The organism is Sphingobacterium sp. UBA5996, assembly GCF_002429765.1.
Classification (GTDB): domain Bacteria; phylum Bacteroidota; class Bacteroidia; order Sphingobacteriales; family Sphingobacteriaceae; genus Sphingobacterium.
In genome coordinates this window covers 91,624-113,008 of sequence record NZ_DJAS01000017.1, presented here as the reverse complement: position 1 = coordinate 113,008, position 21,385 = coordinate 91,624, and the positions used below count along the sequence as shown (strand labels likewise).

20 protein-coding genes and 1 riboswitch are annotated in these 21,385 nt (G+C 41.0%); of the genes, 13 read left to right on the top strand and 7 right to left on the bottom strand.

The features are described from left to right. Nucleotides 1–6 precede the first annotated feature (6 nt). A complete protein-coding gene (locus B3E00_RS13430) occupies nucleotides 7–3,297 on the top strand; it encodes an efflux RND transporter permease subunit (protein ID WP_209577938.1) in 3,291 nt (1,096 codons plus the stop codon). A 21-nt stretch (nucleotides 3,298–3,318) separates the two neighbouring features. Then, nucleotides 3,319–4,416: an efflux RND transporter periplasmic adaptor subunit gene (locus B3E00_RS13425; RefSeq protein WP_209577937.1), complete on the top strand. Its 1,098-nt coding sequence runs from the start codon at nucleotides 3,319–3,321 to the stop codon at nucleotides 4,414–4,416. A gap of 138 nt (nucleotides 4,417–4,554) precedes the next feature. On the opposite strand, the gene B3E00_RS13420 is transcribed toward B3E00_RS13425, so the two are convergent. After that, the gene (locus B3E00_RS13420; RefSeq protein WP_293938820.1) at nucleotides 4,555–5,388 is read right to left on the bottom strand and encodes a hypothetical protein; all 834 of its coding nucleotides are present in this window, start codon (nucleotides 5,386–5,388) and stop codon (nucleotides 4,555–4,557) included. 453 nt (nucleotides 5,389–5,841) lie between these two features. Here B3E00_RS13420 and B3E00_RS13415 point away from each other — a divergent pair, with 453 nt between their 5' ends. The 4 genes from B3E00_RS13415 to B3E00_RS13400 all read left to right on the top strand — a co-directional run bounded on the left by B3E00_RS13415 (nucleotide 5,842) and on the right by B3E00_RS13400 (nucleotide 8,503). After that, the gene (locus B3E00_RS13415; protein WP_293938819.1) at nucleotides 5,842–6,627 is read left to right on the top strand and encodes a methyltransferase domain-containing protein; all 786 of its coding nucleotides are present in this window, start codon (nucleotides 5,842–5,844) and stop codon (nucleotides 6,625–6,627) included. Then, the gene (locus B3E00_RS13410; protein WP_209577934.1) at nucleotides 6,620–7,429 is read left to right on the top strand and encodes an alpha/beta fold hydrolase; all 810 of its coding nucleotides are present in this window, start codon (nucleotides 6,620–6,622) and stop codon (nucleotides 7,427–7,429) included. The genes B3E00_RS13415 and B3E00_RS13410 overlap by 8 nt, the downstream gene beginning before the upstream one ends. Before the next feature lie 168 nt (nucleotides 7,430–7,597). Beyond that, a complete protein-coding gene (locus B3E00_RS13405; protein WP_209577933.1) occupies nucleotides 7,598–7,960 on the top strand; it encodes a DUF4180 domain-containing protein in 363 nt (120 codons plus the stop codon). Nucleotides 7,961–7,963: 3 nt separating this feature from the next. Then, on the top strand, nucleotides 7,964–8,503 hold the full coding sequence (locus B3E00_RS13400) for a GNAT family N-acetyltransferase (RefSeq protein ID WP_293938818.1): 540 nt from the start codon (nucleotides 7,964–7,966) through the stop codon (nucleotides 8,501–8,503). Between the two features lie 16 nt (nucleotides 8,504–8,519). Here B3E00_RS13400 and B3E00_RS13395 read toward each other — a convergent pair whose 3' ends face one another. After that, nucleotides 8,520–8,972, bottom strand: a complete 453-nt coding sequence (locus tag B3E00_RS13395; protein ID WP_293938816.1) for a VOC family protein — start codon at nucleotides 8,970–8,972, stop codon at nucleotides 8,520–8,522. A 251-nt stretch (nucleotides 8,973–9,223) separates the two neighbouring features. Here B3E00_RS13395 and B3E00_RS13390 point away from each other — a divergent pair, with 251 nt between their 5' ends. The 4 genes from B3E00_RS13390 to B3E00_RS13375 all read left to right on the top strand — a co-directional run bounded on the left by B3E00_RS13390 (nucleotide 9,224) and on the right by B3E00_RS13375 (nucleotide 13,687). Then, the gene (locus tag B3E00_RS13390; protein WP_209577930.1) at nucleotides 9,224–9,724 is read left to right on the top strand and encodes a GNAT family N-acetyltransferase; all 501 of its coding nucleotides are present in this window, start codon (nucleotides 9,224–9,226) and stop codon (nucleotides 9,722–9,724) included. A gap of 64 nt (nucleotides 9,725–9,788) precedes the next feature. Continuing rightward, on the top strand, nucleotides 9,789–10,685 hold the full coding sequence (locus tag B3E00_RS13385) for a helix-turn-helix domain-containing protein (RefSeq protein WP_209577929.1): 897 nt from the start codon (nucleotides 9,789–9,791) through the stop codon (nucleotides 10,683–10,685). A 96-nt stretch (nucleotides 10,686–10,781) separates the two neighbouring features. Further along, nucleotides 10,782–12,722: an oleate hydratase gene (locus B3E00_RS13380; protein WP_293938813.1), complete on the top strand. Its 1,941-nt coding sequence runs from the start codon at nucleotides 10,782–10,784 to the stop codon at nucleotides 12,720–12,722. 68 nt (nucleotides 12,723–12,790) lie between these two features. Further along, nucleotides 12,791–13,687 (top strand): 3-hydroxyacyl-CoA dehydrogenase, encoded by an 897-nt coding sequence (locus B3E00_RS13375; protein ID WP_293938811.1) that lies wholly within the window; start codon nucleotides 12,791–12,793, stop codon nucleotides 13,685–13,687. 149 nt (nucleotides 13,688–13,836) lie between these two features. Here the strand turns inward: B3E00_RS13375 and B3E00_RS13370 are convergent, their stop codons facing one another. After that, nucleotides 13,837–14,607 (bottom strand): DUF3050 domain-containing protein, encoded by a 771-nt coding sequence (locus B3E00_RS13370; protein WP_293884648.1) that lies wholly within the window; start codon nucleotides 14,605–14,607, stop codon nucleotides 13,837–13,839. Between the two features lie 207 nt (nucleotides 14,608–14,814). Then, a riboswitch (SAM-I-IV-variant riboswitch) is annotated at nucleotides 14,815–14,908 on the top strand. Between the two features lie 66 nt (nucleotides 14,909–14,974). Between B3E00_RS13370 and B3E00_RS13365 the strand changes: the two genes are divergently transcribed. Further along, nucleotides 14,975–15,238: a 5-oxoprolinase gene (locus tag B3E00_RS13365; RefSeq protein ID WP_121125014.1), complete on the top strand. Its 264-nt coding sequence runs from the start codon at nucleotides 14,975–14,977 to the stop codon at nucleotides 15,236–15,238. Nucleotides 15,239–15,270: 32 nt separating this feature from the next. On the opposite strand, the gene B3E00_RS13360 is transcribed toward B3E00_RS13365, so the two are convergent. Beyond that, on the bottom strand, nucleotides 15,271–15,576 hold the full coding sequence (locus B3E00_RS13360; RefSeq protein ID WP_209577925.1) for a hypothetical protein: 306 nt from the start codon (nucleotides 15,574–15,576) through the stop codon (nucleotides 15,271–15,273). Between the two features lie 331 nt (nucleotides 15,577–15,907). On the opposite strand from B3E00_RS13360, the gene B3E00_RS13355 reads away from it, so the two are divergent. Then, nucleotides 15,908–16,873 (top strand): DKNYY domain-containing protein, encoded by a 966-nt coding sequence (locus B3E00_RS13355; protein WP_293938810.1) that lies wholly within the window; start codon nucleotides 15,908–15,910, stop codon nucleotides 16,871–16,873. A gap of 1 nt (nucleotide 16,874) precedes the next feature. Here B3E00_RS13355 and B3E00_RS13350 read toward each other — a convergent pair whose 3' ends face one another. Together B3E00_RS13350 and B3E00_RS13345 are read right to left on the bottom strand one after the other, a co-directional pair. Beyond that, nucleotides 16,875–17,969: a hypothetical protein gene (locus B3E00_RS13350; RefSeq protein WP_293884645.1), complete on the bottom strand. Its 1,095-nt coding sequence runs from the start codon at nucleotides 17,967–17,969 to the stop codon at nucleotides 16,875–16,877. 15 nt (nucleotides 17,970–17,984) lie between these two features. Then, on the bottom strand, nucleotides 17,985–18,794 hold the full coding sequence (locus B3E00_RS13345; protein ID WP_293938808.1) for a hypothetical protein: 810 nt from the start codon (nucleotides 18,792–18,794) through the stop codon (nucleotides 17,985–17,987). Nucleotides 18,795–20,407: 1,613 nt separating this feature from the next. Between B3E00_RS13345 and B3E00_RS13340 the strand changes: the two genes are divergently transcribed. Then, nucleotides 20,408–20,911 carry a helix-turn-helix domain-containing protein gene (locus B3E00_RS13340; RefSeq protein WP_293884643.1) on the top strand — a complete coding sequence of 168 codons (504 nt, stop codon included), beginning with the start codon at nucleotides 20,408–20,410 and terminating at the stop codon, nucleotides 20,909–20,911. 72 nt (nucleotides 20,912–20,983) lie between these two features. On the opposite strand, the gene tnpA is transcribed toward B3E00_RS13340, so the two are convergent. Next, nucleotides 20,984–21,310, bottom strand: a complete 327-nt coding sequence (gene tnpA / locus B3E00_RS13335; protein ID WP_293938806.1) for an IS66 family insertion sequence element accessory protein TnpA — start codon at nucleotides 21,308–21,310, stop codon at nucleotides 20,984–20,986. Between the last annotated feature and the right edge of the window lie 75 nt (nucleotides 21,311–21,385).

The window sequence follows — 21,385 nt, the reverse complement described above, 5'->3', positions numbered from 1 at the left end:
CATTACATGAATTTAATACGTTTTGCCTTACGCAAGCCGATAGCTGTCCTCGTACTCGTATTGGGACTTATTGTCTTTGGCATAGGTGCCGTTCGATCGATCAAGGTGGATATCCTGCCCAAAATGAATCTTCCGGTTATTTATATCGCCCATCCCTTTGGTGGCTATTCACCAGATCAGATGGAAGCTTATTTTGCCAAAAACTACGTCAATATTCTTCTTTTCGCAAATGGGGTCAAATCGATTGAGACCAAGAATATTCAAGGTCTGACGTTGATGAAAGTATCCTATTACGAAGACACCAACATGGCCCAGGCTGCTGCCGAGCTAAGTGCCCTTGCTAATCGGATCCAGGCTTCTTTTCCTCCGGGCTCACAACCGCCTTTCATTATCCGGTTTGACGCCTCGTCGCTTCCTGTAGGTCAGCTGGTGTTGAGCAGTAGCAAGCGTTCAAACAATGAACTCCAAGATCTGGCCAACGTCTACGTCCGAGCATCGTTTACGTCCATACCAGGATTATTATCCCCCCCACCCTTTGGTGGGAGTCCACGTACCATCGAGATCAACGTTGATCCCGATTTAATGCGCAGTCACCAGATAACACCCGATCAGGTTGTAGAAGTCTTAAAACTCAATAATCAAACAGCGCCCGCAGGAAACGTCCGCATTCAGGATAAAAACTATATTACGCCAACCAACAATACCATCAAAGATGTCAAAGATTTTGAAAAAATTCCATTGTTTAAAGGTGGCGTACAAAATCTTTATTTAGGTGATATTGCTACTGTAAAGGACGGAGCCGATGTTACTGCGGGCTACGCACTTGTCAACGGCAAACGATCCGTATATGTCAGCATTGCCAAAGCCAGCGATGCCTCAACCTGGGAGGTCGTGCAGAATTTAAAAGCAGCCTTACCAAAGATTCAGGAAAATTTACCCGACGACGTCAAACTATCCTATGAATTTGATCAATCCGTTTATGTCATCAACTCGGTAAAGAGCTTGATTACCGAAGGGGCGATCGGTGCGATTCTCACCGGGTTAATGGTCCTGTTATTTTTAGGAGATCGAAGAGCAGCCCTTATCGTCATCCTCACCATTCCGATATCCGTGATTTCGGGCGTACTCTTCCTCAAACTTTTCGGGCAGACCATCAACCTCATGTCCCTGAGTGGACTGGCCTTAGCCATAGGTATCCTGGTCGACGAAAGTACCGTAACGATAGAAAATATACACCAGCATCTGGACATGGGCAAACCCAAAGCCTTGGCGATCTGGGATGCCTGTAAGGAAATCGCTTTACCAAAATTATTGATTTTGCTCTGTATACTGGCCGTGTTTGCTCCGGCATTTACAATGACAGGAATTCCAGGGTCATTGTTTCTTCCCTTGGCATTGTCCATCGGATTTTCAATGATCATATCCTTTCTCCTTTCGCAGACATTCGTTCCCATCATGGCCAACTGGCTTATGAAAGATCATGCGCATAAAGCGCCACACGCGACCGAACCAGCGGGCTTAAATGCAGATGAAGCTCAATTTGCCGCAACTGGACTAACCGTGGCATCCGAACAGGACACCCTGGATCAGAAGAAACTCCTGGTTGAGCGAGAAGACTTTAACAACGATGGGAAGGTGAGTATTTTTGAACGGTTCAGAAACAGATTCATGAAAATGATTGATCGCCTTTTCAAAAGGAAAAAGACCATTACTGTAGTTTATCTTCTTGGCGCCATTAGTCTCGTTGGCATTTTACTTTCCACAATCGGCCAGGATGTATTTCCGAGGGTCAACTCGGGACAGTTCCAAATGCGTCTTCGCGCAGCGGAAGGCACACGGATCGAACGCACCGAAGAGAAAGCAAAATTGGCACTGGCCGAACTCGAAAAGCTGGTTGGGAAAGATCATATCAGTATATCATCTGTTTACATCGGGCAACATCCGGGGCAATTTTCCGTTTCGCCAATCTATCTTTTTATGGCTGGTCCACATGAAGCTGTTTTCCAGATTGCACTGAAAGACTACCATCACGATATGGATAGTTTCCGTGATGAATACCGCAAGCGGCTTCAGGCTGCATTGCCAGATGTACAAGTATCTTTTGAACCGATCGAACTTACCGATAAAGTGTTAAGTCAGGGATCGCCCACACCAATTGAAGTTCGGATTGCAGGAAAAAACAAAAAAAACAACGAGAAGTACGCAGATAAATTGATTGCACAATTAAAAACAATCCCTTACTTTAGAGATGTGCAACTGGCACAATCCATCAAATATCCTTCGTACGACATTAAGATAGACCGAATCAGGGCCGCACAATTGGGCGTCGACCTGAGTGAAGTGACACGATCGCTCATCGCTTCCACTTCTTCTTCACGCTATACGGAAAAGAATACCTGGATCGATGAAAAAGCCGGGCTTTCCTACAACGTCCAGGTTCAGGTTCCTATCGATAAAATGAAAGATGAGAAAGAAATCGGTGAAATCCCTTTATTGAAAAATTCAGCGCGTCCTATTCTGAGCGACGTTGCGACGATCACACCGTCTTTTACTTATGGCGAGAACGACAACTTAGGGGCAATGCCTTACGTATCTGTTACTGCAAATATTGACCATACTGATTTAAAAACAGCATCTAAAGATGTACAACGTAGCATCAAAGCCCTTGGTGATCTTCCCCGGGGACTGTCTATGGAACAGATAGGTCTCGGAAAAGTCTTGTCAGAGACCATGAGTAGCCTCGAATCTGGGCTCGCCGTAGCCATTATCGTCATATTTTTGATGTTATCGGCTAATTTTCAATCGTTCAAAGTTTCTATGGTCGTGCTCACCACTGTACCTGCCGTTGTGCTGGGCTCATTGATTCTGCTGTTGTTGACAGGCTCGACCCTCAACTTACAATCCTACATGGGGATCATCATGTCGGTGGGTGTATCCATAGCGAACGCCGTTCTGCTCATCACCAATGCCGAGCAAATACGTCGGCATAACGGCGATGCGCTGGCTGCAGCCCGTGAGGCAGCCTCCTTACGGCTTCGGCCTATTATCATGACCAGTTTGGCCATGATTGTAGGTATGCTACCTATGGCCATTGGTCATGGCGAAGGTGGCGAGCAGGTTTCACCACTCGGCAGGGCCGTCATTGGAGGCTTATTGTTTTCGACTTTTGCCGTACTCGTCATCTTACCGCTCATATTTGCCTGGGCGCAAGAAAAAAGCAGCACAAAATCGATCTCATTAGATCCTGAAGACAAAGACAGCAAGCACTATATTGCCGCATTAAAACCTTTATCGTAAAAGCAGTATCATCTATAAAATATGAAAAATAATTTGTTCAAAATAGTAGCTATCGCCGGTCTGATCGCATCCTTAGCCGGATGTCATTCGGCAGGTGAGGAAAATGCAAAAAAAGAAAGTCCCGAAGCTGCAGCTCCGGCAATGGAGACCTTTGTACCCTTAAAACAGAAATTAACAAATAAAATGCAGATTCCTGGAGAAATCAGCGGGTTTCAGCAGGTGGAGATTTATGCCAAGGTGAGCAGTTATGTCAAGAGCTTGAATGTAGACATCGGAAGTAAAGTGCATGCCGGTCAGCTATTAGCTGTATTGGAGGCTCCCGAATTAAGTTCACAACTGTCAGCAGCAAAATCGCGTTTCAAATCCCAGGAGGCCATCTATATGGCGACCAAAAGCACTTACGACAGGCTCTTTGAAACCAGTAAAGTCGAGGGAACTGTGGCGAGATTGGATCTAGAGGTGGCCGAAGCAAAGAAGAATGCCGACTTTGCACAATATCAAGCCGCTAAATCCGCCTACGCAGAAGTTCAAAATCTATTGAATTATTTAGAAATCAGGGCGCCCTTTGACGGTGTAATCGCTACAAGAAATGTCAATCAGGGTGCTTACGTCGGACCTGCTGGCCGTGGCTCGGAGATGCCGATCATGACTATTCAACAACAACGTAAGCTCAGACTAGCTGTAGCGGTACCAGAGCAATACTCCGGTTTTTTAGTGGAAAGCCAATCTTTGCAATTTACGGTTAAATCATTGCCCGGACAAACCTTCTCCGGTAAGATTGCACGTAAATCGGGTACCTTAGACAGCAGGTTAAGGGCTGAACGAGTAGAAATTGACATTATCAATACGGACAACAAACTATTGCCGGGCATGGTCGCCGAGGTCGAATTGCCTTTAACCTCCAAAGACAGTACTTTCGTTGTACCGAAATCCGCCGTATTTACCTCGGGAGAAGGAAGTTTTGTGATCGCTGTAGTCGGTAGCAAAACACAACGTCTCCCGGTCCAGAAAGGGCGCAGCGTAGATGGTCAGATCGAAATTTTTGGTGACTTGAAGGAGGGCGTTACACTGGTCAGCAAAGCAGATGAAGAGATTACAGATGGTACCCCGGTCAAATAAGACGCTTATGAAATTGAAGTTACCATAATTAACGAAAACCGAACCCGATTGAGACGGGTTCGGTTCTTAAAATTTCTTAAATTCCCATACATTGCCTTTCTTATTGGTCAGTCTAGCTATCCTTGTTAAGCTTGGATGCTATTGCCCTTCTTTGGGGTCAATTGCGGCAGCCACTGCGGTGAGCGCCAAAGCTCCCCCAACAATCATCACTCCTTGTCCTTTTTTCTCTTTAACAGCCATCACATCCCCACGCTTATTATATAATTCAATAATATTGTTAAGCGCTACGGCTCCCGTCTGCCAAAGCTGGGCAGCATAAAATCTTTGCTCCGTCGTTTTAGCGACCGCTTTACCATCTTCCAAAATAGAATAACTTAGATAGCTCCTTAAGCTGTAAGGTGATGCAGCACCTTCAAATCGAGCAAGTTTTACCGCATAACTCTCCCCATTCATATCATACATATACACTTTCTCTTTTGGAGATGATCGTACAATGGTTTTCACATCATTTTTAAAATCAAAATAATGCCCATCTACATAGGCATGTGGCGGGATAAGTACCACATCTTTAGGCAAACTTACCGATCCCGTAATATAACCATTAACCCATGCGTCGTTGAATAACGTTGTATTCCGAGTATCTATATTGGAAACAGAGGCGTTCACCTTTCCGTCAAAATCGGCTTTTTCGGCGGAATAGCCTACCGCTTTACCGTTAATAATCAAGGCCGAACTTTTAAGATCCCATAAGATCGGCTTATCAATTTTGTTTTCTATCCGCAGATAAATTCTACCATCCCCGTCGGCAAAGGAATAATCGATTTGCAGCGTATCATTATTAAAAGAAAATGTTCCTTTGTCTTCATCTTTTTTTACATTCTCGCCGTTGAATGTCATGAGGTAGTTAGAAGAACAGGCTGAAAGAAAAACAGCACAATAAATTGGCATGAGCATTTTAAATACTTTTCGCATAACATCAGGATATTTTAGTGCAACTATTAACGGTAATAGAATCGTTGTTCAACAAGATAAAGATTATTCTAAAGAATACAGTGAAATAATATAAAAAAAATGTGACTATTTCTCTCTTAAAAGGGCATTGATCTGTATTTATAGGGGTGCTATTGTTTTGTGCACAAATTGACACTTAAACTATACCAACTGGTAAACTAACAAGGTATTTACAGGGGGTTAACAGGGGGTTAGCAGGGGGTTAACAGGGGTATATCCCTGTTAACCCCCTGCTATACCCCTGTTGTCTTAGTGTTATATCACGGTTAATGTAGGCCTTGGTATAGCTTTGGTATTAAGTAAATAATAGGGTGCTTTTTGTATCACTTAGAAATCATGGGATTTTAAGGATCGATAGGGCCTTTTTTAACACGAAAGCAAAAGCTATATTTACAGAAACCTAAACCAACGCTAATGAAACAGAAATTTATTGACAGAAAAGATCAGCAAGCTCATAAAATATTCGAAAGACGAACTTTATGCTCCGATTACAGAACACTACTTCCGATACTGTCTCCTGGAATGAAAATATTGGATGTAGGCTGCGGTACAGGTACACTGACGAATGAGGTTGCGGCACATATCGGTGACGGGACAATAATCGGTCTGGATAACACTGCTGATTTTATAGACAGTGGAAAGGAGCTGTATGCTAGCACTAGAAATTTAAGTCTTGTCTGCTGTAATATTTTTGATTACCAGCCGCCGCATGAGTTTGACTTGATTATTACAGCGCGCACCATGCAGTGGTTAAGCGATATTCCTAAAGCACTGGATTTTTTCAAATCCTGGCTAAAGCCTGCTGGGCAAATTTCTATTTTAGATTACAACCATACCACGATCGAGTGGAATCCTGCTCCACCAGAGAGCATGCTTGAATTTTATCGTACTTTCCTTAGATGGCGAGAAGATGCAGGCATGAATAATCGGGTTGCCGATACAATAGCCGCACTTCTACAAGAAGCAGGGTTCAAAGCAATTGAGGTGATCAATGCTGATCAAGTTTATAAAAGAGGCGAAGACAATTTTGAAGTAAACTTAGCCATCTGGAACAAAGTGGCCCAATCGAGACAAATGGTCATCGAAGGTTATATTACAGACGAACTTCGCTTGCAGGCTATGGAGGAATATACAAGATGGATAGAAACAGAAGCGACATGCATGACACTTAAAATGAATGATGTGAGGGCTTATGTATAAACTCCGTCTATTTATTATCGTGTGGCTAACGGCGTTCGGACTCGCCTTAAAAGCCCAGCTTAGGGATACACTGATCAATTTGGGAAAGCATAATCTCCATTTTACTCTAATGAAAGGGAAAGGAATCCCTATAGTCTTTGAGTCCGGAGCGGGAAATGACGGTTCTGTTTGGCGAAGCTTATTAGAACCACTTTCCAACAAACTGGGCGCTCCTTTGATTACCTACGACCGGGCGGGCTTTGGGAAAAGTGAAATTGACACGGTGAACATTAGCCTAGCAAATGAAGTCAAGGATCTCAAAACTGCATTGCAGCGATTGGGGTACCGAGATCGGTACTTCTTCGTCGCCCATTCTTTTGGTGGTAATTATACGATGAAATTTATAACAACCAATCCAGGTCAGGTTGTTGGAACAGTAATGATCGATATTGTATCCCCTTATTTCATGACAATGGGGCGATCCAAATCATTGAAGAGGGAATATGCAAGTGAGCTTGATAACATCAAGAAAGAAAGCTTAGGGTTCTATCACCTCGTTTTAAACTACGAAGCGTCCACAGCTCTTTTACATGAGGTTGCAGATAAAATCAATGTACCGACGACCATCATTGGCTCCGGAAAATCACCTTTTGAAGAACCCGACCGGAGTTTATTTATTGCTGCCCTTAAAAAATTTGCCGATCAAAAAAGCAACCGCAGTTACCTTTTGGCTCAACATGCGGAGCATCATGTCTTTTACGATGAACCGAATCTGGTCATTGATGAAATCGTCAGATTATATCAGCAGACCGCAGTTAAGTAACGAGAAAGTCTATCCTCACCACGGATTTTATTTGTAGATTAGCAAGGCTATACAGCACTCACAACAACTTATCTTACGGATCATTTTCAACAGGATATCCCAACGAAGTGCTATGGATCATGGAGTATGGTCCCACAAATTTATTTTTAAAACGACACAACAAAAAAAATGGAAATCACTATTATTCAGCTAGGTGACGAAAACATTGCTGAAGTTAAAGGTTCAGGCGTCTTTATCCATAATCTCGATGATGGTCTACAGATTATGGTCGACTGTGGCGCGCAAGAAGCATACAAAGCAATTATTTATCAGGAGAACATCACAGACGATTTTTTCGAACTTAAAACAAAACTTGCCGGTGAAATCCTTCAAAAATATACTCAATACGGCTTTGACATTGCCATCGTTGGCGATTTCTCCAGATACAACAGCAAAAGTTTAAACGATTTTATCTACGAAAGCAATAAATCAAAAAAAATCAATTTTGCAGGTACGCGTGAAGAAGCTATAACCAGATTTTCAAAAAGTTAAGCCATGAAGATTGACTCAGAAAGATTATTGATTCGGCCCATCATGCCGGAAGACAGTCGGGCAGTATTCGGTTACCGTTCGGATAAAGAAACCAATAAATACCAAGGCTGGATTCCAAGTTCTTTGGCAGAAGTCGATGAATTTATAGCAAAAAACCCAAACACCTTCAATCTTCCAGAGTCCTGGTTTCAGCTCGTTATGACCGACAAAATAGCAAACGCTGTAATCGGAGATATCGGTGTGCATTTTTTTGGCAATGAAAATCTGCAGGTCGAACTGGGCTGTACGATAAAAAAGGAATTCCAGCAACAAGGTTACGCCAAAGAAGGCCTGAAAGTGGTCATGCAAGCACTCTTTAGTCAGTACAATAAACACCGGATCATTGCCTCAGTAGCGCCGGAAAACAAGGTTTCCATTCAGCTTTTAACAAGTCTCGGGTTCCGAAAGGAAGCTCATTTTGTAAAAAGCTATTTCCATAACGGTCAATGGGAAGATGATGTGGTCTTTGCTATCCTTGCCGAAGAATGGAATTCAACACAATAAGTCGCTTTTTCGCGACTTATTGTGTTGTACGATCGATCCAATCAGCATAAGACAACACGCCTAGTTCGGGCCTACCCGCTCCTTCCAAAACTGCGATAAACTCCAATTGGTTGCCATCCGGATCATTAAAGTAAATGGCCAATGCCGGCATCCATGCAAAGACCATCGGTGCTTCGATCCCATCTTTTAAAAAATTATAAGGGGTCAGGTCACGAGTTTTCAGATAGTCCACGGCGTAATTCAGTATATCTTCTTTATCCGCTCTAAAAGCAAAATGTCTCGGCTGAAAATTTGTTTCTTCCTGCCATAAGCCTAACATATTGTCTTTTCCGGGGCCAATCCATAGGAAAACAATGGGACGCGTCGGATCGCGATGTGCCACACGTAATCCCAATACCTCTGTATAAAATGCGACAGATTTAGTTAAATCCCGCACTTGAATATGGGTTTCATATAAACCTTGTATCATAAGTTATATCATTTTAAATTATTCGCATTCATGTGTAGTTGTCTCGCGATGTCAATATAAGATCGGATGGGTATGAAGCATGCCGTGTACTTATATTGGCCGTAACTTTCGCCTTTCGTAACCGCAATTTAACTCAATTGCAAAACTAAAACCAGTAAAAAAGCTAAATAAGACAGAAAGATGATGATTTATGATCTCACAATTTGATTTAAGGGAAAACAACCTTATCTTGTAACTAAACACATTAAGCTATGTCTGATACCCTTCTCTTTCAAAAATATGTGTCTGGTGATTTCACCGACTTCCACGACTTGGTGAAGGAGGATGATGTCATGAAATATATTACTGGCAAAGGCTTGTCCAACGCGCAGGCGCGAAAAAAATTCGAGTCGATTCTCGAACTCAACCAAGATCCGGATTTAGGTTATTTCAAAGTAATTGAAGCAGATACGCAAAAACTTTTAGGGGACTGTAAGCTCGTTAACTACAAAAAAGATGCAACCGTATTTGAAATAGGCTATTTGCTCCGCAAGGAACACTGGGGCAAAGGTTTAGGGACGCAGATTTGTAAGTCAATGCTCGCACTAGCGACAGCATTGGATCCAAATAAGGATGTCATCGGCATTATTGATCCCGATAACACCGCTTCGAAACGCCTGTTAAGCAAATTCGGATTCAAGAGTTTTTTCGTCGGGATCGAAGAGGCTATTGCGACCGAAAAACTGATCCTTAAACGAACCGCAGCCAAATAAACAAAGCCCATTCGTTTATTAGAAACAATCTTCTCAGCCCATGCCCGAGTCAAACAAAAAATCCATGAAGCTTAAGGTAAAAACAAACTGTAACGCACACGAAAGCCTTCAGGATACCTTATCATTCTTTGGCGTAAATTGTCATCGCCCCTATTACATTTCTTCTGGCAATCCGATTTTTGAATACCCCAGTAATGCTTTTCGTATCGACTTTTATGCGATCTGTATCTGTACCGAAGGGGATATCAATATTGAAATCGATAATCAGGAATACCATTTCTCAAAGCATAAGATTCTCGTATCCGCACCGACAACAATTATCCGATTTTCAAAGGTCAGTCCTAACTTTAGAATGAAGCTTATTTTCTTTGATAAAGCATTTCTTCTTAAACATATTGTCAATCCATTTTTTATTGAGCAACTGGGATTTTTTAAGAATTCGACCTTTACAATCGTTAATGCTAAAGATAATCTTGTCGACAAATTAATAAAATTAATAGATTACCTTAAGGATGTTACTTTACGGACGACACGTTTTACAGCAGACATCATTCGGACAATCATCTTTAATTTATTATTGGAAATCGCCGACGAATTGGCTACCGAACACCAAATTCCTGCAGACAGTACCCAAGAAACAAATCATCTGTTCTATAAGTTTACGAACTTAGTTCAACGCTATGGAAGTCGATACAAAGAAGTACAGTATTATGCCGATAAGTTGTTTATTTCAAACAAATACCTTATTCATGTTGTAAAGAGAGCCTCTGGTAAAACGCCGCATGAAATTATTGACGAGTATGTACTTAAAGAAGCCTATGTGCTGCTGGGGAACCCCGAAAAAACAATTTCACAAATTTCGTATGAAATCGGCTTCCATTCCATTTCGGCATTCGGTCGCTTTTTCAAAAAATACTCCACTTTATCGCCATCTGAATACCGAAAGCAACAAAATATGTAGGAATCGGAAATTCGGTAGAACAATAGCGAATTTGAGGGCACAAATGTTTCAGACGGTATCGGTAACTTTAGTCAAGGATTAAAAACCATACGTATCATGAAAGAAATCACCTCCAAATTCGACAACGTATTGAATGCATCTGCCGAATGTAAAAACGTTAATCATGAACCTGATTCGAGCAAAGAGGTTCAACGTAATACACCAAAGAAATCGATGCCTTTTTCTGATCAGATCGGTAATTATCAGCGCAATAAAGGCATTCCCCCAAAATCATATAAAGACAGTAAAATCTACATCGTCGGAAGTGGTATCGCAGGGATGTCCGCGGCTTATTATTTTATCCGCGATGGACATGTTCCTTCGGAGAACATCACCTTTCTTGAACAGCTCCATGTGGAAGGTGGCTCGTTAGATGGTGCCGGTAATGCAGCCGATGGTTATATCATCCGCGGTGGCAGGGAAATGGATATGACCTATGAAAATCTTTGGGACATGTTTCAGGATATCCCTGCATTGGAGATGCCTGCCCCGTATAGTGTTTTGGACGAGTACCGTTTGATCAATGATAATGATCCCAATTACTCGAAAGCAAGGCTCATTCATAAATTGGGTGAAATAAAAGATTTCAGTAAATTTGAATTGAGCAAAATGGATCAGCTGGCCATCATTCGCCTGCTGCTCAAAAATAAAGAAGACTTAGATGACTTAACCATCGAAGACTACTTCAGCGAATCATTTTTATCCAGCAATTTCTGGACCTTCTGGCGTACCATGTTCGCTTTCGAAAACTGGCATAGTTTACTTGAGCTGAAATTGTACATGCATCGTTTTTTACATGCGATCGATGGACTGAACGACCTTTCGTCATTGGTATTCCCTAAATACAATCAATACGATACTTTTGTAACCCCATTGCGCAAAGTACTCCAAAGCAAAGGGGTAAACATTCAGTTTAATGTGCTGGTCAAAGACCTCGATATCCAAAGCAATACCGAAGGAAAAGTCGTGGAGGCGCTTATCACAGAACAAGATGGTAAAGCGGTGAAAATTCCAATTGGAAAAGACGATTTCGTCATTGTTACCACCGGATCAATGACCGAAGACACCTTTTATGGAGATAACAAAAACGCACCGATTATCGGTATCGACAACAGCAGCAGCGGTCAGAGTGCAGGCTGGAAGCTCTGGAAAAACCTTGCTGCCAAATCGACCATATTTGGTAGACCCGAAAAGTTCTGTAGTAAAATCGAAAAATCAGCATGGGAGTCTGCAACGCTGACTTGTAAGCCTTCGGCTTTAGTCGAAAAACTAAAAGAATATTCCGTCAACGACCCTTATTCCGGCAAAACAGTTACTGGCGGTATCATCACCATTACCGATTCCGATTGGCTGATGAGTTTCACCTGTAATAGACAGCCACACTTCCCTGGCCAACCGGATGATGTTCTTGTCTTGTGGGTATATGCCTTATTTATGGATAAAGAAGGAAATTACATTAAAAAGCCAATGCCCCAATGTACGGGAGATGAAATTCTAGCCGAGTTATGTTACCATCTGGGAATTATTGAGCAACTGGACGATGTTATCACAAATACCATTGTGCGTACGGCGTTTATGCCCTACATTACGTCTATGTTTATGCCTAGAGCAAAGGGTGACCGTCCAAGAGTTGTCCCTGAAGGCTGCAAAAATCTTGGCTTGGTCGGTCAGTTTGTCGAAACTAATAACGATGTGGTTTTTACCATGGAAAGCTCAGTACGTACAGCACGGATTGCCGTATATGAACTTTTAAACTTAAATAAACAGGTTCCAGATATCAATCCCCTTCAATACGACATCCGTCATCTCTTAAAAGCGGCCAAAACGTTAAATGACGACAAACCGTTTATAGGAGAAGGTTTACTGCGTAAACTATTGAAAGGCACTTATTTTGAACATATCCTACCGCTTGGTTCCGCGGACGAGGAAGAGCAGGAATCCTTTCTCACAGAACAGATCAGCAAATTCAAAGATTGGTTAAAAGGAATTAAAGGATAAGGATCACAGCATGCGCCATGGTTTCGCGGCGTATGTTTTTACGAATTGAAAAAAAAAATAATAACATCATGGACTTTAAAAATATAACGATTGCAGGAAGCGGTGTTTTAGGTTATCAGATCGCTTTCCAAGCTGCTTTTCATGGCTATGAAGTTACCGTATATGACATCAACGATGAGGTACTTGAAAAAGCAAAAGCTAAATTTGATCTTATGGCGCAGGCATTCGAGAAAGATCTTCATGCGAGTAAGGAACAACTGGCTTCAACCTTTGACAGGCTCAGTTACGATTCAAACCTTGCTTCGGCAGTAGCGAACGCAGATTTTCTGATCGAAGCCGTTCCCGAAAACCCTGCCATTAAAATAGGTTTCTATCAGGAGTTAGCGAAAGTCGCTCCGGAGAAAACCATTTTTGCAACAAACTCTTCCACCCTACTACCAAGTCAGTTTGCCCAAGAAACTGGCCGTCCGGAGAAGTTCCTGGCCCTACATTTTGCCAATGAGATCTGGAAGCACAATACAGCAGAAATTATGGGCCATCCAGGCACAGACAAAACAGTATTTGAGCAGGTGGTCAACTTTTCAAAATCCATTGGGATGGTTGCACTGCCACTGCATAAGGAGCAGCCTGGCTATATTGTAAACTCCTTACTTGTTCCGCTACTGTCGGCAGCAACGGATCTTTTGGTCAACGAAGTGGCCGATGCCCAAACGATCGACAAGACTTGGATGGTTGCCACGGGAGCGCCAACAGGCCCCTTCGGCATACTCGATATCGTTGGCATCACAACAGCCTATAATATTAACAAAATGAGTGCCGAGGCAACCAATGATCCCATAAAGATCAAAACTGTAGCCTATCTCAAAGAACATTTTATAGATAAGAACAAACTAGGCGTCGCTACCGGAGAAGGATTCTATACCTATCCCAATCCAGCCTATCAATCGCCAGACTTTTTGAAGTAGTTGACTGGCTTTCGAAAGAACGCAACTTCAATAAACAGCTGGTGCATGATATTGCAAGGTAACGGATAAATAAGACTTGTTGCACAGCACATAAAAAGGCCTTTCAAATCGTGATTTGAAAGGCCGTTCTCAAAGATCTGCTTAACGTATTATCCATATAAGGAATCTTCAATTGCATTCCACAGTTGAATTCTTTTTTGCAGCGCAACTTTACTAATCTCCTTCATTTCCGTCCATTTAACCTCATCGTCCTTCGCAAGATCTGTTATCATCTGCATCGCCAATGGACCGTGTTCGTCGCCATCTAAATCAATATGGCGTTGAAAATAATAAATAAAACTGTCTAAATTGGCTGTAGGGAAATTCGCTTTAATTTCTTCCAAAATAGACGTAAACATTCCGGGGATGAGGTCTTCACGTCCAAAGGTAAATGCCGCCGCAATTTTATGCACTTCACCCTCAGCTATTACTTCGAATGTAAAATTCAGAAAATCTTTGATTCGCTTGTCCAATGTTGTCAATGCTATAGCATCGAATATATTATCCGATTTTTTGGCATTGGCAATAAATTTATTGATCAAATGGAGGTCGGCTCCCATAGCAGACATTGCGTCGAGATACATCTCAAAATGGCTTAATCGACGTCCATCGATATATTCATCCGACTCCTCTGCCAATACAATTTCATTAATCAAATAGCGCGTTGAAGGATGTTCACTGGCGAACCATGGAAGTGTGGTACAGGTTAATTTGATCTGTAAAGCTTTTAATAAAGACATAAAATCCCATACAGCATACACATGCCCTTCGGTAAAAGAACGTAAATTTTTGATCGTCTTTATTTTACGGTATAAAGGGTGTTGCAATAATACTTCGCGTTCGGTAGCAATGTATTCGTTAATTTCCGCAATTCTATTCATGCCGCAAAAGTATTGTGTTCTCTCTGCTTTTTAAAGTATTTTCGATGAGATTACAGTAACATGATAAATTTCCCAATCAGCTAACCGCTTTATACCCAAATTAAAGTCAAAGCGACCAGCTTGTTTTGCTGCTGTTTTCGGTTATCAGCGTTTAATAGCAGTAAAGACAAAAAAAATTTTATTATAAAAAAATAATCTACTATATTTGTAGAGTATTCAGAATTGCATGATGCAATACCAACCGAGTGAAGGCACCGCGGTGGTAAATTAATACGGGTTTCGACCAAAATAAACGTTATACAACGGTTATTTTCCCAAAGTAATCTGGATACAGTTTATGGTTTAATCCTTTAAATTTTTAAATTGTATGGCTACAACAACAAATCTTTACCAACACTTACTGGAAAAATTCAGTTATTATTCAACAGATGAACTGATCCAGCTCAACAACGACACCATTTTAGGACAAGGCTGGGGATCATCGAAAGCTACCTTCAGAACAGCTTTGATCAGTACATTCTCCAAAAGGGGGCTTGATCTTTCTAATATTATTTCCAAGGAAGACGGCTTTACGTCGGTGAAGCAGGTGCCTGTCCGTCTGGAACAAAATGTTTTGATTCCTTTACAGTAAAGCCCTATAAACGCAAAAAGAGTAGGCCTAGCCTACTCTTTTGTCAATGAGTGGTGATATCTTAATGTATGATTGAGCGAATGGGCTGTTTGCCGAGCGTCGTCTTTGTAGGACGAGAGATCGTCGCAATTTTGAATTTCTGCCACATCCACTTTCTTTCTTACTTTGCTGATGACCTGATTTAATTCCGATTTCCAGTTACCCGGATCGCCAAAATCGTCCATCCAATTTTTGTTGATAAACTTTTTGTAGTTCAAAAGCAAAATATACAATTCCTCACCACTACCGGCGCGATTGATTGACGTGCGCCAGTTCTCTAATTTTTCTTTAAAACTCATAACCAGCAATATATAAAAAAAATACTACTCGACCAAATATTCCCGATTTTTACCTTGCGTATTGACAAAGATCTGACAGGTCAACCCTCTATTTGTCGGGGTTGATAGAAATTCATAAAAACTGTTATCATTATCACCGCAGCCTGAGCGCTTAAACGGTTGGAATTTAGTTGAAGACATAAGCATGCGAAATAATGACCTTCTATTTTCAATCGCATCAGTTCCAAGAAATAAATAATTAATTGATGACTAAACTTTATTGTGATTATTGGGTCTCATTAACAAGAGTAACATATGATCATTTGCTTTCAAATTTAACCCGATGCCCTATATGATGTCAAAAGTCCCATTTAAAACCATGCTCGTTCTTCTTTTGTTGACTACTGCCACACAGGCTATTTGTGCTAAAGTAGCGCATGCCAATTTTGCTACTTTTTTCTTTCAGGAACATCGGGGTGATGGTTACAGCAAAATCGGATCACGTATCTATTATCGTGGTAAAGAAATTGTCAATGCCAATGCCGGTTCTTTTCAGTTTTTAGGTGATGGTTATGCAAAAGACACCTGGAAAGTCTATTTTCGGGGGGCAGCTGTAGCCCATGCAAGTCCTTCTACTTTTCAGTCACTGGGTGACGGTTACGCTAGTGATGCCTGGAAGGTCTATTTTTATGGCAGATCCTTATCGAATGTGACAGCGTCTTCCTTCAAGACGCTGGGAAATGGTTACAGCAAAGACGCATGGAAAGTCTACTATTTGGGCAAAGAAATTGCAGGAGCCAACTCCTCCAGCTTTGAAAACCTCGGTCGGGGTTATGCAAAAGATAATTGGTCAAGCTATTATCGGGGCGAAAAGAACGAGAGATTTGCTGGTCCTACCACACAGCCTCTTGGCGGTCAATATTCCAAGGACAATTGGTCTGTTTTCTATAAAAATCAGAAAGTGGAAGGGGCTTCTGCTTCAACGTTTGAATACCTTGATGATGGCTATGCCAAAGACGCCTGGAATCTTTTTTACCGTGGAATTAAAGTCGAGGGCGGCAGCCCCAACTCGTTCAAATCAATCGGAAATGGCTATGCCGTAGACCCCTGGGCAGTCTATTATCAGGGAATAAAAGTTAACGGCGCTTCGGCATCCACCTTTAAAGCACTTGGGGGAGGGTATGCAAAAGACTCCTGGACGGTTTTCTATCGCGGCCAGGAGTTGAAGGGGGCGAGTGCTTCCACCTTTGAATATTTGGATAACGGCTATGCCGGGGATGCATGGAGCAAGTTTTATAGAGGGAAAAAATTGGATTGATCTACTCGATAATAATGTTGATCCCGACCATTTTAGCTTTGTATTTAATTTTTTCAATAAGACCGTAGTAGCCCCAGTTGCGCAACAGAAATTTATCGCCTTTGGCAATTTCCTCCTTATTGGATTGGTTGACCAACAAGAGGGTACCTGCCTGTGCTTTCACACAAAGTTCAATTAACCGGCGGCTATAGAGATGGAGCTTGGTGTCTACATAATTTTTCTCCTTTTCGTTGAAGTGCTCCAAGCTTTTCATTTTCCGCTTACGACCACGCCCACCTTTATCAAATGCGGCAGCTTTTTGCAAGCGATGCCGTGCTGCTTGGATGGCCATACGTCGGTAAGTAAACTCTTCTTTATTACCGATCTGAAAGGACTCCTTTCCGATGGTGACTGCTATGGGATGTTCGATTGAAAGCGACGCTTCGGCGATAATGTTATCTTTCAATTCTTGGATTTTCTTTGGGAGCTCGAGGGCCAACAGCAAAAAGATTTTACCTTTGACGATTTTGATTGCGCTACTACAGACTTTGATTTGTCCGACCAATGCACGTTGTAGCAGCACTCGTTTATCCGACCGGTCTTTACCGAGGTAGGTGCGAAACGGTATTTTGAATAATGTGAATTTAAAATCTCTAGCATTCTCATCTTTACTCAAGTTAATTCGTCTTCCAGGAAAGGGAATGGGCATATCCTTTTTGTAATTGCGAAGTGATTTTTCACCCTTCCAATAGGAGAGACGATCTGCCTGAAAATATTTGATTAAAGCCGTGTTTATTTGTGATAGAATATCCGTAGGAATTCGTCCCTTAAAATAATTAGATAGCACGCGGTAAGTAGTGTTCATGCGTGAAGTATTCAATACACCTTCGGGATCCTTTGTCTTATCGGCCAGTTTAATTTTAACATCATCTTGCAAATAAATCAGGTCTTTCAGATTTTCCTGCACATATTGGTGGGTGATGACCATATTAGCGGCACGGAATACGAGATCCTGCCATTCAAAGAGTTTTTTAAAATATTCGGACCGTTTTTCTTTATCGTCACAATCCACGAACACCTGTATTTTCCGGGTCAACACCATTGTATCAGCTGCCATATTGCTTTTATTTTTTTATGCTATTTTTTTTGATTTAATTTTTGCGTGCGCATTAATAAACAACGTCCTTACCTGTCCCCCATCCAGCTGCAATGCTTCCGAAATTTTGTCGAAGGAATATTGCAATTCGTAGCGCATGCGAAATACTTCAGCTTCCTCTTCGGTCATTTCACCATTTAACTTAAATTCGACCGGCTTGGCTACAAGCTGCATTTTTTCCTCACTATGGACGATGGCACGTAGGTATTCGATTGCATTTTCAATTTGTAGACTAACCTCATAATCTGATATGTTTCCCATATAGTACGCGATACGTTCATAGTTAAAACTATATTTGAGACAGAGACGAACAAAGAGTTGTTGATCGCGGTTGAGGTTTGGAAGAATAGCATTAAGCTGATCCATTCTCTTTTTCTTTTCCGATTCCAGTTGCTCAATATAGAGCACATCGTCTTCGTTTTCCTCTTCCAGTTCATAGCCGAGCATAAACTCCTGATAATCCTCTATGCTATCGAGCCGCAGTAAGCTTCGCTGAAATTTATTTTTTGATTTTTTGTAAAAAGCCTGAACCGCGGTTTTCACCTGAACTTTCAGAAAGTCGAAGATTTCAGTTTCGGAATGTACATTTTCTCTGAACAGCCAAAGGCGTAGAAAGGCCTCTTGGGCAATACTTTCGCCTGTACATTCGTCATCTGTTGCGCGGTGTGCACGAAAAAGGAAATGTTTATAGAATTTTTGGTAGAAGAATTTAAGCCCCCTTTCTTCCCCTTGGCGGAGGTTTTCCAATGCGCGTATGGTCTCTTGTTTTCGTAAAAGTAGTTTCATAATTCGTCCTTTCTTGGTTAAAGCGAAAATCACTTACCGCAGCTCCGGCGGAATTTGACGGATTTTATGGAAACCGAAGCTGGGTAAGTGTAAATTGTTATCTGGTTATAAAACTTATTTGTATTGAATGGAAGATAATGTCGTTACGCGGTCCAGTTGTATATACCCTTTATTTTAGATCATTAACATCCTCAACGAAAAGTTTGCCTAAATTTATGGTGATTGTCCATACCCTATATTTTTTAAATCGTCAACATCTGCGATCTATGATAAATGGGCAAATAAGATGTTGTGTAAACCCTGCATTTTGAGATCGTTAACATCCAGATTTGCGACTGAAATAGATGTGGTCGAGTTGTGTAAACCCTGCATTTTGAGATCGTTAACATCCTACGTTATCAATCGGATTATTAATGTGTATATAACCTACCTTTTGAGATCGTTAACATCCTACCACATATTATCGTAATAACAATTAAGAACATAGGGCAGGATGTAACCCAACATTTTCTTAAAAAGGGTATTTAGTGAGTCGCCATTGCGCTCACCCTACGGCATAACAAGATGCCTCAATATATAATTTTGAAAATTTTCTTACTTTTCAAGTACTACGCAAAGGAATTAATTACGGTAGCAGCCCATACGCTAATTGCATATAATCAACATCAAATTTCTCACGTTTCACAAACAAGACTCAGTTGTGTATACCCTGCTTTTTGAGATCATCAACTTCAAGGATTAAGAAAAGTCCGAAAAGCGCCCGTTGCATAGACCCTACACTCTAAATCATCAACATCCATTTGTCATAATTAATTCATTCTGGGAGCGTTGTGTATACCCACAATTAAGATCATTAACATCGCATATCAAGAGGGAAATTAAACTGAACGTTGTGTATACCCCACAATTTATGATCATTAACATCCTCTCGGAAAGAAATAAAAAACCGACCGTTGTGTATACCCCTTCATTTCAATATCATTAACATCCCCTACTCCTAGTATAGTAATAATAATCAAGAACATAGTGTAGAATGTAACCCAAAATTTTCTTAAAAAAGGTATTTAGTGAGTCGCCATTGCGCTCACCCTACGGAATCACAAGATGCCTCCTATCCTATTCAAACCGATCGACAAAATTTCCGATCGGTCAATATTTTATTTCCCTTTCCAATACCAACAAGTCAAAGAACATCCTCAACGCAAAATAATTACCTTATTTTTGCGCAAACACAGCTTTTGAACAAACTCAATACTGAGTCTATTTCAACGATTCAAATAATTTTATTTTTCTTAATCCTATGCTTTGAATGGCAGTACACGTCAATAATAGGGGTTATCAACATAGGATACGAGATACAAATCTACAAAATAGTAATGAGTTTTATTCCGGTGACTTTACTATATTTTTAATACTTAATTTTCTCATTATTTGCATTTTAATCGTATAATAATGGTTTTGCACTATGAGTCCACAATTATTGGTATGGTTCACAGTTCACAGTTCGTTTATCGGCTTTCGTTGAAACAAATATACATAATAATATTTATTTGCGCAAATAAAATACAAATATTATTATTCAAATTATGCGCAAATAAGTCTTCCATTTGTATATGGCAGATATTAACGAGAAGATACTGGTTGAAATCGGTGAGGAATTGCGCATTCAACGGGAAAAAATATATTACACACTGAAAGATGTGGCGAATATGACCGGATTGACAACCAATACGGTAGCAGCTATTGAAAGAGGAAAAGGTTCTTCCTTGAACAACTTTATTCTGATCTGCCGTGCGCTGAAAATCCAACCACATAAGATATTCAGAAAAGAGATTGATTTAACGCCGCTCTACAATATTCCCCCAGAGTCAAAACGCCGTATCGAACTGACTAAAGAACTGGATGACCTTGTTTATAACTCCAACTTCTTTGAGATACCACGTCGTGTTTCTGATATCATCCAAGAGCTGAATGCCAACAAAGACCAAAGCAATAAATTCTCTGTTTATCTCAGCGGTTACTGTGAGGAAGGAACCTTGGAATATGAAAAACATGGAAATTATAAACAATACCGAAAAAACCATTCTGCGAAACCTGTTAAGAAGTATAGCGAATAATCAGCTTCGGACAATAAAACTACTATTCGGTGTTATTGTTTTGTACTCACCCGTAAATATCTATATTCAAATCTAAATAATTCCAATCGAATTTATTGTTGAAGACCCAAGCGAAAACATATTAGTAAGGACGAATCGCTGAGAAAGAAGACCCAGATCGCTTTCCAATTTCAGAACAACTCCGTTGGGATAGATCATCTCTATCTCCCTACGGACAGATCTGTCGATCGGCGTGAAACTTCCACTAGCACCATCTTTCTCCTTGCTCCGAGAAAACCAATAATAAAAAGTGACTTCGTTAATCCCGTTTTCAGCGCAATAAGTCTTCTTGCTTTTTCCGCTAAATCGCCAGTTTGATATCATAGACAGCATGGTTGCTTTTTTTTCTTGCATATTCATAATGCAAAGCTAGGCCATACACTTAAGCTCTTAAATATATACTTGGTAGGGCGAATACGACTGGATTATGTACTT